General features: G+C 66.1%; 16 protein-coding genes and 1 tRNA gene. 8 read left to right on the plus strand and 9 right to left on the minus strand.

What is annotated here, in order from left to right:
• Nucleotide 1 precedes the first annotated feature (1 nt).
• Complete coding sequence (locus ACFFR3_RS35930) at nt 2–289, minus strand: hypothetical protein (protein WP_345393645.1); 288 nt, start codon at nt 287–289, stop codon at nt 2–4.
• A gap of 607 nt (nt 290–896) precedes the next feature.
• On the opposite strand from ACFFR3_RS35930, the gene ACFFR3_RS35935 reads away from it, so the two are divergent.
• Nucleotides 897–1070, plus strand: coding sequence for a hypothetical protein (locus tag ACFFR3_RS35935; protein WP_364368383.1), 174 nt, complete (start codon nt 897–899; stop codon nt 1068–1070).
• A 45-nt stretch (nt 1071–1115) separates the two neighbouring features.
• On the opposite strand, the gene ACFFR3_RS35940 is transcribed toward ACFFR3_RS35935, so the two are convergent.
• The 3 genes from ACFFR3_RS35940 to ACFFR3_RS35950 are packed head-to-tail and all read right to left on the minus strand — an operon-like array spanning nt 1116 to nt 3150.
• On the minus strand, nt 1116–1262 hold the full coding sequence (locus ACFFR3_RS35940; RefSeq protein WP_364368386.1) for a hypothetical protein: 147 nt from the start codon (nt 1260–1262) through the stop codon (nt 1116–1118).
• Nucleotides 1263–1299: 37 nt separating this feature from the next.
• Nucleotides 1300–1938 (minus strand): response regulator, encoded by a 639-nt coding sequence (locus ACFFR3_RS35945; protein WP_379484591.1) that lies wholly within the window; start codon nt 1936–1938, stop codon nt 1300–1302.
• 30 nt (nt 1939–1968) lie between these two features.
• Nucleotides 1969–3150 carry a sensor histidine kinase gene (locus ACFFR3_RS35950; RefSeq protein WP_379484592.1) on the minus strand — a complete coding sequence of 394 codons (1182 nt, stop codon included), beginning with the start codon at nt 3148–3150 and terminating at the stop codon, nt 1969–1971.
• A gap of 199 nt (nt 3151–3349) precedes the next feature.
• Here ACFFR3_RS35950 and ACFFR3_RS35955 point away from each other — a divergent pair, with 199 nt between their 5' ends.
• Together ACFFR3_RS35955 and ACFFR3_RS35960 are read left to right on the plus strand one after the other, a co-directional pair.
• On the plus strand, nt 3350–4087 hold the full coding sequence (locus ACFFR3_RS35955; RefSeq protein ID WP_345393633.1) for a DUF4352 domain-containing protein: 738 nt from the start codon (nt 3350–3352) through the stop codon (nt 4085–4087).
• 255 nt (nt 4088–4342) lie between these two features.
• A tRNA-Arg gene (locus tag ACFFR3_RS35960) sits at nt 4343–4415 on the plus strand.
• A 132-nt stretch (nt 4416–4547) separates the two neighbouring features.
• Here the strand turns inward: ACFFR3_RS35960 and ACFFR3_RS35965 are convergent.
• The 3 genes from ACFFR3_RS35965 to ACFFR3_RS35975 all read right to left on the minus strand — a co-directional run bounded on the left by ACFFR3_RS35965 (nt 4548) and on the right by ACFFR3_RS35975 (nt 6564).
• Nucleotides 4548–5228: a hypothetical protein gene (locus ACFFR3_RS35965; RefSeq protein ID WP_345393630.1), complete on the minus strand. Its 681-nt coding sequence runs from the start codon at nt 5226–5228 to the stop codon at nt 4548–4550.
• Nucleotides 5229–5520: 292 nt separating this feature from the next.
• Entirely contained in the window at nt 5521–5823 is a 303-nt protein-coding gene (locus ACFFR3_RS35970; protein ID WP_345393627.1) for a tyrosine-type recombinase/integrase, read from the minus strand.
• A 9-nt stretch (nt 5824–5832) separates the two neighbouring features.
• A complete protein-coding gene (locus ACFFR3_RS35975) occupies nt 5833–6564 on the minus strand; it encodes a hypothetical protein (RefSeq protein WP_379484593.1) in 732 nt (243 codons plus the stop codon).
• Here ACFFR3_RS35975 and ACFFR3_RS35980 point away from each other — a divergent pair.
• Both ACFFR3_RS35980 and ACFFR3_RS35985 read left to right on the plus strand, forming a co-directional pair.
• Entirely contained in the window at nt 6542–6826 is a 285-nt protein-coding gene (locus tag ACFFR3_RS35980; RefSeq protein WP_379484594.1) for a hypothetical protein, read from the plus strand. The two genes, ACFFR3_RS35975 and ACFFR3_RS35980, sit on opposite strands and share 23 nt — an antisense overlap.
• Before the next feature lie 40 nt (nt 6827–6866).
• A complete protein-coding gene (locus tag ACFFR3_RS35985) occupies nt 6867–8036 on the plus strand; it encodes a toll/interleukin-1 receptor domain-containing protein (RefSeq protein ID WP_379484595.1) in 1170 nt (389 codons plus the stop codon).
• A gap of 719 nt (nt 8037–8755) precedes the next feature.
• On the opposite strand, the gene ACFFR3_RS35990 is transcribed toward ACFFR3_RS35985, so the two are convergent.
• On the minus strand, nt 8756–9580 hold the full coding sequence (locus ACFFR3_RS35990; RefSeq protein WP_364368398.1) for an MBL fold metallo-hydrolase: 825 nt from the start codon (nt 9578–9580) through the stop codon (nt 8756–8758).
• 44 nt (nt 9581–9624) lie between these two features.
• On the opposite strand from ACFFR3_RS35990, the gene ACFFR3_RS35995 reads away from it, so the two are divergent.
• The 3 genes from ACFFR3_RS35995 (at nt 9625) to ACFFR3_RS36005 (ending at nt 11944) form a co-directional block, all read left to right on the plus strand.
• Nucleotides 9625–10047, plus strand: coding sequence for a MerR family transcriptional regulator (locus ACFFR3_RS35995; RefSeq protein WP_345393615.1), 423 nt, complete (start codon nt 9625–9627; stop codon nt 10045–10047).
• 377 nt (nt 10048–10424) lie between these two features.
• Nucleotides 10425–11537: a hypothetical protein gene (locus tag ACFFR3_RS36000; protein ID WP_379484596.1), complete on the plus strand. Its 1113-nt coding sequence runs from the start codon at nt 10425–10427 to the stop codon at nt 11535–11537.
• Nucleotides 11538–11692: 155 nt separating this feature from the next.
• A complete protein-coding gene (locus ACFFR3_RS36005) occupies nt 11693–11944 on the plus strand; it encodes a hypothetical protein (protein WP_345393609.1) in 252 nt (83 codons plus the stop codon).
• Nucleotides 11945–12130: 186 nt separating this feature from the next.
• On the opposite strand, the gene ACFFR3_RS36010 is transcribed toward ACFFR3_RS36005, so the two are convergent.
• Nucleotides 12131–12325: a hypothetical protein gene (locus ACFFR3_RS36010; RefSeq protein WP_345393603.1), complete on the minus strand. Its 195-nt coding sequence runs from the start codon at nt 12323–12325 to the stop codon at nt 12131–12133.
• Nucleotides 12326–12389: the final 64 nt, after the last annotated feature.

Below are 12389 nucleotides of genomic sequence, written 5' to 3' on the forward strand. Positions count from 1 at the left end.
GTCAGGTGTACAGGCCCGGGTTGAGTCCCGTGCAGAAGCCCGCCGACAGGATCGACCACAACGCCCACCCGATCATCAGGCCCAACCCTGTGCCTCTCGCCCACGGCTTGCGGACGAAGCACAGCCCGATGCCCGCCACCAGGCCCACCGCGGCCAGCACCACTGTGCCGGCGATGACGTAGGGGTTGGAGCTGCCCTGGGCGCTGATGGCGGCGAAGAAGACGAAGAAGCCGATGAGGGCGTTGAGGACGCTGTAGACGGCCAGGCCGGCGAAGAAGAAGGCGACCACGACGCCGGTGGTGTTGGTGGTGGTGGTGGGTGGGGGTGGTGGGGGGCCGAACGTGGGTGGCGGGTACTGACCGCCCGGCGGCGGCCCCCCGTAGGGGCCCTGGGGCTGGCCTGGGTACGGCGGCTGGCCTCCGTACTGTGGCTGGCCTGCGTGCGGTGGGTGGTTCGTGTACGGCGGCTGGTTCGTGTACGGCTGGTTCCCGTAGGGCGGCTGGCCGTGCGGTGGTTGGCCTTGATGGGCCGCTGCGGGTCCGTAAGATGCCTGCCCGGGGAAGGCGCCCTCGTGCAAGGGGCCGCTTTGCGGGGGCGGTTGCTGGGAGGGCAGGGGGTAAGGCGTGTCGGGCGCCACGAACGTCGGCCGCCCAGCCCCCGAAGGCGCCTGCTCCCCCGAAACGCCCCCTTGCCCTGAAACGCCCCCTTGCCCCGGCACGCCTTGACCCGGCACGCCTTGACCCGGCACGCCTTGACCCGGCACGCCTTGACCCGGTGTGCCTTGATTGGACGTGCCTTGATTGGACGTGCCTTGGCCGGTCGGCGGCTTCGTACCAGATGCCTCTTCGTCCGGGACCGCCATCGGCTGGGGGACACCTGACGGCGGCGGAATGGCAATGGGCTTACCAGTGGGCGGCGGCATCATCACCGGCCGGCCGCTGGGAGGCGGCGGCACCGGCTGCCCGCCGGACGGCTCGGCGCTGGGCGGCACGCCGACCGACTCCCCGGTCGGAGGCGGCAGGAACTGCGGCTCCCCGACCTGCGCGACCTCCTCCTCAGGGGTCACCTGATCAGGCGTCGCGTCCTCCTGTCCCGGCTTCGGCGTCTCGGGCTCCTCAGCAGGCCCCGGCGGCGGTGTCGTGGTCATCGGCTCGGTCCACCCCCTTGGTCGTCATGATCGATCCCATCACGACGGCGACGAGCGCGTACCGCATCGAGAGGGACGCCGACGACGACCCGGACAGCAACGACAAAACGCTCACCCCGCACACCCTATGGCCCAGCACCCCACCTACCCCGTCACGCGCCCTCCGAGTAATAGATCGCGGCCTGCACCCGGCTCTTCAGCCCCAGCTTGTTGAGCACACGGCTCACGTGCGTCTTGGTCGTGGCCTCCGCCATGTCGAGCTCCCTGGCGATCTCGGCATTGGACATCCCTCTGGCGATGCAGGCCAGCACCTCACGTTCGCGAGGCGTCAGGGCGTCGAGACCGGCGGCGCTCTCGGCCCTGCGTACCGGCGACTGCTCGGCGAACGCCGAGATCAGCTTCCGCGTCACCCCCGGCGAGATGAGCCCGTCGCCGCGAGCCACCACGCGCACGGCCTCGACAAGGGAATCGGCGTCGGTGTTCTTCAACAGGAACCCGGCCGCCCCGGCCCGCAACGCGCCGAACACGTACTCGTCCACGTCGAACGTCGTGAGGATCAGCACGTCACAGACTCCCGCCAGCTCGCGGGTGGCGGAGATGCCGTCGAGGCGCGGCATCCGTACGTCCATCAACACGATGTCCGGCCGCAGCTCCCGAGCCATGGCCACGGCCTCGACCCCGTCGGCGGCCTCGCCCACGACCTCGATGTCCTCGGCCCCGCCCAGGATCAGCACGATGCCGACCCGCACCGCCGCATGATCATCAGCGACCAGCACCCGAATAGCCACCATCAACCTCCGCCGAGACCCGAAGCCAATCCCTTACCGACCAAGAGCCGGCACGTCGTCCGTACCGGCCTCGGCGGGCAGCACCGCCGCCACCCGCCAGACCCCGTCGTCTCCCGCCGCCGCCGGGCCTGCCTCGAAGGTGCCGCCCACCAGCACCGCCCGCTCCTGCATGCCGACCAGCCCCGCCCCGGCCCCCGGCAACCCCTCGACGCCCCTCGGCCGCCTTCCGCCGACCCGGTTCTCCACCCGCACGGAAATCCTTTCGTCCTCGTAGGCGATCCGCACCAGCACGGGCGACTCCCCGTGCTTCATCGCGTTGGTGAGCGCCTCCTGCAGAATCCGGTAACCGGCCAGGTCGACCGCCGCGGGCAGCTCCCGTACGTCCCCCTCGACCTGCATGTCCACGTCCAGCCCTGCCCGCCGGGCCCTCTCCACCAGGCTCTCCGCGTCGGCCAGCCGGGGCCGCGTGGCCTCGCTCTCCCTGTCGTCGCCCTCCTGCCGCAGCAGCCCGATCATGGCCCGCATCTCGGCCATGCCCTTGACGCTGTTCTCGCGTACGGACTCCATGATCGCCCGAACCGTCGCGGCGTCCAGATCCTTACGGGACAGCGCGGCCGTGGACTGGATGGCGATGGCGCTGAAGTGGTTGGCGATCATGTCGTGGAGTTCGCGGGCCATCCGCGTACGCTCGGCCGAGATGGCCGCCTGCCGGTCGAGCTCGGCGAGATGCGCGACCTGCTCGGCCCGCGCCCGCTCCGCCGCCGCCCTGTCTCTCTGCTCCCGCAGCACCAGCGCCGTCGTGACCGGCGTGATGAGCACCAGCCCCGCCTGAATCCCCATGACGGCCAGCTGCCGCCAGTCGGCCATGAGGAACCCGGCCACCGCCCCCGCCGCGATCGTCAGCACCGCGGTGGCGCCCAGCAGCACGCGGGCGAGGCGAGCGGGGCCGTAGAGCGCGGCGGCGTACAGGTTGTCGGTGAACAGCAGCACCGTCCCCAGCGACGGCCCCACGAACCCGTCGAACACGATCCCGGCCACCCCGAGCCCCAGCGAGACGAGCGGCGCCCGCCGCCGCACCACGATCCCGGCACAGACCAGCGTCAACGGCCCCACCAACACCCACGAGGGCACCCCGCGGGGCAGGTAGGCGTTCCCCGCGATCAGCAGCACACCGACCACGAAGGCCACCCCGGCCGGCAACACCGCTCGCAACATGCCCCCATCCCACCACCTCCCACCCCCCGCGACCTCCTGCGAAGGTCCGCCTGTGGATACACCCTTCGATGTATCCACAGCCCCGCCTCACCAGCTCCCCTGTCCACATCCGGCCATACCGATCGCGCATGTCACGCCAACCCCACGCGTCATTGGAACGTCCCAATCGCTATCCCCAGCCGATCGGGAAAGGGCTCCGATGTCGCAGCCATACGGTCAGAACCCCTACGGCCACCAGCCTCCGTCACAGCCATACGGCCAGAACCCCTACGGCCACCAGCCTCCGTCACAGCCGTACCCGCCCCACCAGCCCGGCTACGGCCATCCGCCGGGCCCGCCGCCGCGCCGCAGAAAGTCCAGCGCCCCGACCGTGCTCATCATCCTCGGCGTCGTGGCCGTCATCTTCTTCGGCGGCTGCGCCGCCATCATCGCCGCCCTCGGCAGCGCCGGCAGCCCTTCATCCACAAGCGCCGCCATCGACCAGGCCGATGCCGGCGACGACGAGCCGGGGGCCACGCAGGAGACCTCACGGCCGAAGAAGGCCAAAGCGCCGAAGATCGGCAGCACCGTCCGGGACGGCAAGTTCGCCTTCACGGTCACCAAGACGGAGCGACGCACCCGAGTCGGCAGCGAGTTCCTCGGCGCCGAAGCACAGGGCGTGTTCCTGCTCGTCCACATCACCGTCGAGAACATCGGCGACGAGGCCCAGGCCTTCACTTCCAGCGCCCAGAAGCTGTACGCCAACGGCAAGGAGTACGAAGCCGACTCCAGCGCCTCCATCTACCTGGAGGGCTCGAAGAGCTTCTACGAGAAGATCAACCCCGGCAATGCCGTACGCGGCGTCGTCCTGTTCGACATCCCCAAGAACCTGACCCCGGAGACCATCGAACTACACGACTCGATCTTCTCCGACGGCGCCCGAGTCTCCCTGTCCTGAGCCACCGAAGAACGTCTCCCGCCCCTACCCGAAGGGGGCGGGAGGCCAGCCCGGAGGCAACCGACCGCAGTGGCGACGCCGGCTCGCCCGCCGACGCAGGACGCCGACCACCCCGACCGGACCACCTGCAAGGCCCTGGCTCCTCGGGCGAGAGCCGCGAGCCTCGGAGCACCGATCAGACGGCTAAAAGCACCGTGCGACTCTGGTAGAGTCTTCTTGTCGCTGAGACCGAGCAGGTCAAGGCGCACAAGCCAAGCGGCCGTAGCTCAATGGATAGAGCATCTGACTACGGATCAGAAGGTTAGGGGTTCGAGTCCTCTCGGCCGCGCTCCAGGTAGAAGGCCCTTCGGGATGATCCCGGAGGGCCTTTTTCGTGGCCGTACAGCAGCGTCGTACAGCAACGCAGCCCGGCACAGCCGATCCCCCGCGAACAGCTCATGCCGACGGGACGCCGGCCGCTCTACTCAGCACCGACGAGGCCCTCTCGTAGGCGGCGCACCCAATCCTCGGGGAAGACCTGCTCAAGCCGCTCCCTGCTGGTCTCCAACAACCCCTCCTTCGCCAAGGGAAGGAGGGCGCCGTCCTGAACGGCCTTGTGATTCTCGGGCGCGGGACAGATCAGGACGGCGAGGATCCGGCATCCTCGTTGGACCTCCTCGATCCCCGTCGTGTGGATCATGCTCTTGATGGGCTCCCATGCTGTCCGTACGGCGAGCCCCACCAAAGCATCGAGCAGAACGCTGCGACCCTCGGCCTTCCGGGACTGCAGGATGACCGTCGTCACGTACTCCGGGACTCGGTCCATGGCCTTCGAGAGCTTCTCGATAGCCTCGGCCACGGCGACGAGAAGGTCGCACCATAAATGACTGTTGAGTTGCCTCCTGATCTCTCGCGGCTTGCTCCCGCCGAACCTCTTATCGAGCTCCTGGATTACGGGGCCGGCGAGGATGTCTCCGATTTCCTGGATACAGTCGATGGTGTCCGGGTTTTCGGATAGCCAGTCAACGAGGTCGACCGTGGCGCTATCGGTGGCTGCTATCCGTCTGGACTTTGGCGACTTCTGTTGAGCTTCGGCCCAGGCTCGATCACTGTTATCTCTCGCCTGCTGACGATCAGCGGGAGAAGGGTCTCGGGCCAACATGAGATCATTGGTCCAGTTATGTTTCGTCCCTCCACAGGCGGAACACTTGCAGTTGTGCCCCTTGGCCCGTTCACAGATCACAGGGTGCGTCATCCGCCCTCCGCTGCATCCGGCAGATAGTGAACTGAGCCCCTCGCTGGAAGCTCCATCCTTTTGAATCACAGGCGGCGAAAAGCGAAATGACCACCGTAGCCAGTCCGGCATATCCCTTGGGTTATGACGGGGTCCGGTGCACACACATAGGTCCTCTGGGATACCCCCAGAGGACCTATGTTTGGTACCGAGAGATTAGTTATGTCTCGCTTGAACGGTCGAGGCTCTGATTGAGCCGGTCAAGCGCCTTACGGGTTTCGGGGCTGGGGATCTGAGTGTAGATATCCATGGTCATCGAGATCTGCGAGTGGCGCAGGATGCGCATGGCCACGCGTGGGTGGACGTCGAGGGCGGCCAGGAGTGAAGCACAGGTGTGCCGGGTGTCGTGGACGCGGATGCGCGGAACACCCGCTCGGCGGCAGTGGCTCTCAAAGACCCGGTTGAAGTTCCGCGGCTCGATCGGTGTGCCCGTTCTGGTCGTGAAGGTCAGGTACGTGGACACGTACTTTTTCTACGCGCCCACTCGCTCGGCCAGCTCCCGTAGCTCAGAGGACGCCGGATCCTGCATGGACACCAGGTCAGAGACGAGTTGCCGCACGACCCGGTGGTTGCGAATCTGCTCCGGCGTGACGTTCTCGGCCTCCAGCAGTCGCGCGACCGCTTCGTCCACCTGGCGGCGCTGCGCATGCGCCCGCGCGAGATCGACAGCCAGCCGCGCCCGTCGTTCGGCCGACAACGTCGAGGCGTCCACCGCGGTCCCGATCCGCAACGCGTGCCCGGCGTCACCCACCTCCACAGCCACCGCCACCTCATGCAGCGCCACGTTGGCCGGCCCGAACTCGGTGTTGTAGTCGTTGCGCCCCTCACCGACCCGCGCGGCCATCTCGCGGGCTCGCGACAGGTGCTCGTAGGCGACATCGGCCTGATTGAGCCGCGAAGCCGCCACCGCCCGCTGCAACGTCAGTCCACCCCACAGCGACATCGCTTCCACGTTGCCCTGATCGGTCAGGAACCACAGCGCCTCAGCAGCGGTCCGCGCAGTCTCCTCCACCTGATCGAAATGACGCGCCCCCAGGAACACGAACCCCAGCCGGAACGCCCCGGCCGCCATCATCAACGGGTTACCCGCACGCTCGGCCGCGCTGATGGCCCGATCGGCCGCGATCCACGCCGCCTCCGGCTCACCCAACTTGGCCAACGACGCCGAACACGCCTGGTAGGTGACCGCCAGCAGCTCGAACAACTCGGCCTGCCGCTCAGCAGGCGCGGACCGCACCGCGTTCTCCAACGTCGGGACGAGCCCACGCAGCAGCTCCGTACCTATTGTGCGGCGCAAGTACTTCAAGTCGCTTGTACGGGAACTGGCCAACTTCCTTGTTGCCGACCTGGACGGCCTCGTCCGGCTCGTCAAACGCAAGCTGAAGAAGATCCAGTACCGGCCTCACCTACTCACCGGATGCCTGACCCAGACCGGACTCACCCTCGACGTCGCGGCAAAACCATGACCGACCCTACGAATTCAACTGGTGTACCTCTTTCAGGCTAATGTCAGCTTATGTAGCTGGCTGTCCGGAATCTTCTAGGCATCTCAGGGAGACACGTTGTGTGCTATGGGTGTTCTACACTGGGCTTGTGGCTCTGTCGCCAGATTCAGGTTACGCATACGATGTATGTCTTTCGTATGCGGGTGAGCAGCGTGCTTACGTTGAGCTTGTAGCCGCCGGTCTTCGCCGCGCGGGTGTTCGAGTGTTCTTCGACGCCTACGAGCAGGCAACGCTCTGGGGTAAAGACCTATACGAGCACCTCAGTCATATATACCAGGAAGCTGCGCAATATTGCGTGCTTTTTGCATCGGCTGAGTATGCGGCCAAAGTATGGACATCGCACGAACGTAGAAACGCGCAAGCGCGAGCCCTTAATGCCAATGAGGAGTATATCCTTCCTGCCAGGTTTGATGATACGAAAATTCCCGGACTATCGCCTACCGTTGCTTATATTGATCTGCGCGGCATTGCGCCCGAAGATCTGGTGGGTCTTATTCTAGAAAAGCTCAGGCCGCACGACGGCGAGGAGCGTCTCCTTACCATCGCACTACCGGTGGTTCCACGTTCCTCTAGCGAGCAGATGCGGCTTCTATCGGAAAAACCTCCGGCTTGGGAGTATATTCTATTCGCGAGCGAACTGCAGATGGGTCAGCGTGCTTTGCTGGATAAGTGGCATGACCATGAGCTTGGCTATGCTGCTCGGAGCGGAAAACACATCGATCCGGAAAGTGCTCCTTCCTATCTTGAAGCGAAGTTCAGTGAAATTCAAGAGATAATATCTGCAATCGAGCTTATATTTAGCTGCTCCGCGCAGAACCGTGCTTTCGGAGAGCCTGGCCAGGCGGGCGACGAGGAACGCATAAAGCATCTCGCGCGAAAGCTTCTCCATATATATGAAGGTCTACTTGATTGGTCGGCTCATCTCAGAAGCTTGAGTGTTCCCTCGGAATTCACTCGTGCCTTTCGGCTGGCAGCGTCCTTCTCTGACCAACCGCTTCGAGAGATTCGCCAGTTCATAGAGAGCTTCATAGCGATGGCAGAGCAACTGCCCGAGATGCTGGCTCAAGGCCAGCCGGTGAGAGTATCTATGGACTTGATAGTCACCGCAGATGACTTGGTCATCGAAGAGTTCAATGGAGAGTTGCGACGCTTGGGTGAGGTCCTAGGCTGACCAGCAGTCCAAGCATCGACGAGCGCCTGCTTACCCTCCTTCGCGCCCACCGATTATGAGCGTGGTGGTGGTATCCAGGGGGATCACGTGTCAGATGCTCCGTCAGGCGGGTGAGGGCTCGTCTACGTACGGCAGCGGGGCATTGGAGCACCGGCGCGCCTGACCTGTGCTGTACAGCAACCGATACAGCAACACCGCCTTACACGATCACACGCTGGCGACCCGTATCCACCGTCTTACCAGGACGTGCACGCGTCCACTTGGGATGTGCCGTTCACTACGGATCAGAAGGTTAGGGGTTCGAGTCCTCTCGACCGCGCACAGCATCAAGGCCCGCCACCAGGGATTCCTGGGAGCGGGCCTTCGTGTTTGTCAGGACAATGTTGAAATCTTGCTAACACCTCTGCTGACAAGCGCCCTCTTCCCCCCTCGCCGACCGACTCGGCGAAGATGTCAGCTGCCGAGGTCGCCGGCAGCCTTCGTCCGCCAGGCGAAGCGGGACGTCGTCCGATCGCCATGGGGTGGTCGAGGTCTGTCGCGGTCGGGGCGATCGAGGAGCCAGGGTTCGTTCCTCACCCCGGCTTACGGGGAAGCGCAGTCGACCGCGCGCCGCAGTCCGGATGCCCAGCGGCAAGGATCAGACCGCGTGATCACGCGTCACTCCCGTGGTGGCGCTCCGTCTCGCGCAGCAGATCCGGTTGCCGCATGGCCCTGTGAACCTACTGCAGCACCGAGGGTTGGCCGGGATGACGGTAGTGATGGAGTTCCCAGGGGTCGTGGGCGCTGAAGACCGACACCTGGTCGCCGTGGCGGCGGAGGAGTTCGCGTAGCCGAGCCTGAGTGCCGAGCCTGAGATCGTGGTGAACTTCTGAGCTGGTTTGCACTAGATCGAGGAGCGGGTGAGGCTGGGGGGTGTCACCGAGTTCCCGGTGGTAGTAGTAGGCGTCACCGCAGTGCAGGAGCCAGCGGTCGCCGTCCTGGACCGCCACTCCGGCGTGGCCGGCGGTGTGGCCGCCGAGCGGGATCAGGCGGATCTGCGGCGGAAGGCCCTGGGGCTGCAGCGAGGCGAAGCCGAACCAGTCCTCGCCGGGGCCGGTGGGATAGGTCACCCAGTTCGGGTGGTGTGCCCAGTGGGCCGGGCGGTAGCGGAAACTGGGCGCCTGGCTGGTCGCGGCTTCAAGCTCGGCCGCCAGGACGTGGACCTGGGCGGTGGGGAAGTCGGGCAGGCCACCGCAGTGGTCCACATCGAGGTGCGTCACGATGATGTGGCGTACGTCGCCGGGGTCATACCCCAGCCGGGCGATCTGGCGTATGGCGGTTTCCTGCTCGTCCAGCAAGGGCTGGGCCATCTCAACCCAGTCGGCGCCGAGGGTATGGCTGGGGTCGCGTACATCGTCCAGGCCGAGACCGGTTTCGATGAGGACCAGTCCTTCGGAGTCGGTCTCGACCAGCAGGCAGTGGTTGACGGCGTGCGCGGGGGCCGGGCCCGCGTAAGTGGCTTCGATCTGCCGTACGGACCCGCAGTTGAGGTGATGGATCTGCATGGCGGCTAGCCTGCTAGTTGAAGCGCGGTTCAAGTCAAGGAGGCATGGTGGGCGAGCAACTGCTGGACATCGCAGAGGTAGCCGAGCGCTCCGGACTGGCGGCGTCGGCGCTGCGGTTCTACGAGAAGCGGGGCCTCGTCTCCCCGGCGGGCCGCAACGGGTTGCGCCGGACCTACCACTCCGAGGTCCTCGATCACCTCGCCTTCATCACCTGCGCACGCGGCGCCGGGTTCACCATCGCCGAGATCGCCAGATTCCTGCGGGCAACCCCCGGCGACCTGGAGCTACGCACCCGCATGATCGGCAAGGCCGAGGAACTGGAGGAAGACATCGCTCGCCTGATCCGCATGCGCGACGGCCTCCGCCATGCCTCGACCTGTACGCACGAGCCGCTCGTGGAGTGTCCCGACTTCAAGCGCACCTTTCAACCCGGCACCCCTCCCGCCCCCTGGGACCAGTCCCTGTAGATCAGGCTTGGTCCCGATGCGCCCTGTCCTTGCGGTGAAGGCTCCCTGCCATGCGCGCCGGAGCCCTGTACACGCGGAGAGTGATCGGGGGGTCGGCGTGACCAGGACGGCCGCGACGACATGGACGGGGAAGCCGGCGAGGAGCAGGGTCGTGGCGTGGATGTGGCGGAGGTCGTGAAGGCGTCGCGGACAGAACGGCGGCGCGTCCGCGCCACCTTGACCTGGAGGAACGACAGCATCCAACAGGGCGCCGTCTCGACAGCGTGGCCGCGCTCGAACACAATGTGCGGCTTGACGATGAGGTGTTGGCGCGTCCAACATTTCTGGCTTTCATGAACAGAGGCCGCCGCGGTCCCCGGACCTGGTTCTATTCGATCATGACATCCAACCGACGAAGGGCCGTGCTGGCGGCGGTCCTGGGCTTGGCCGCGGTGGCTGTTCCCGTGGCCTTACCGGCGGCGGCGACGGCCGTGCCGGAGACGTGTGTGGCGCCGCCACCCGACAGTCCGGAATATGACGACTTCGTGCTCACGTACAAGACCGAGTGCGCCTCGAAGAACAACTACGACCGGACTTTTCCGGACGTGACGGTGTCCGCGCTGGTCGACGGGCGCAACGAGCTGTCGGTCACGACCTCGACGGCGCTGGCCGGCGCGATCGCGTCGGTCAAGGTGAACGAGAAGGAGTTCATCTCCAGCGGCGGCCACGGCGCGGCCTTCCAGTACGCCTTCCACGCCTGGAAGGACGGTCAGGAGGCGAGCGAGTGCTACAACCCCACGCAGGCCGGCGCCCGCAGGGACGACGACGGCAAGCCGCCGCCCTACCACGGACCCAGCACGAGCGCGCTCTACACCATGGCCAGGTCGGGCAGCTCCATCCGTACGGAGCAGCGGCCGGCGATGTTCATGACCTTGACGGACACGCAGCCGGGCTGGGGCGGCTGCCGCCCCGCCGACCGCCAGCCGGCACGTGTGCCGTACACGATGGGCCTGTCGCCGTACTGGCTGAAAACCAAGATCGAGATGGCTCCCGACCACGACGCGGAAGGGCTGGAGAACGTCTTCCGCGCCGCCGCCACGATCACCTCGGAGGACGAGCCGTACGACCACTTCAGCAGCGCCTTCGTCGCCTACCTGCAGCCGGACTTCACCAAGGTCTACTCCTACAGCCCCCAGCTGCGGCAGCTGTCGGCGCAGCCGACGGAGTCGCACACGAGCAAGGACCCCATGGTCCGCTGCACAGCTGATGAGCGCTACTGCCTCGGCATGTACGTCAAGCCCGACGTCCAGGGCGACAAGGCGTACTACTACACGATGACGCGCCCGCCCATGGACTACAACGGCCACTTCGGCGAGAACACCATCCAGGTGACGAGCCCCAGCGGCGCCATGGACCAGGGGGACGAGCGCACCTACGAGACCTACGTGGTCGTCGGCGACAAGAGCCGCGTCGAGAGCACCATGACGCAGCTCCACGAAGCGTTCACATAGGTCACGGAAGACCCTTGGCCCGGCGGCCGCTCCGCGCCGGTCGGCCGCCGCTCCGTACGACAGGCCCTCCGGGATCATCAGGGAGGGCCTGATCAGGTGTCGTACATGCCGTCCCACGGCTCGTAGAAGCCGATGTTGTCCGGGTAGAACTCGGCGTGTTCCATCCCTTCGAAGGTCTCGATGACCAGACCGAACAGGACCCCGTCGAACGTGCGCTGGAAGGGCCGGATGGCGATGTCGTCGAAGCGGAACCCGGGAAGCGCCTCGAGCCAGTGATCGAGTCGCTCGTTCGCGAGGTCGACGGCTGCCCGATGGTCGTCTTCAGCGCCGGTCCCCTCGATGCGAGAGTCGAGGTGATGGCCGGCGGCGTCGAAGGTGTGCAGGACGGCGTACTCCCATGCACCTGAGAGTAGAGACCAGGACCGACACCGCTGAGGACCGTCGGGGCCCTACGGGCGTATCGTCCGAATGTGGATCATCCCGCCGGAGGGCTTCGGCATCGCAGATGCCGGGACGATGCGGGTGTGCTGGTCGAGGATGCCGACGCCCGACGAGCGGCTCGCCATGGATGACCGGAGCCTCGAACTGCCAGGTCAGTCGGACAACGGCCAGTAGAGCTCATACGTCAGCGCCGCGCCCGCCACGACCGAAAGCGGCCAGAGCGGGACAAGCCAGAGCGCCGTCAAGCGCGTGCGCCGCATACGTCGGGGGATCATCGTGATCACCGCACCCAGCAGGACGCAGCCGACCGGCGCGAAGAGCCAGACGAAGAAGAGAGCCTGATCCAAGGCGCTGATGGGAGCGCATTCTTCGGTCTCGTGCCCCGTCATTGAAACGGCCGGCCTGGAAGGT

This window comes from Nonomuraea salmonea (assembly GCF_042428605.1).
Lineage (GTDB): Bacteria > Actinomycetota > Actinomycetes > Streptosporangiales > Streptosporangiaceae > Nonomuraea > Nonomuraea salmonea.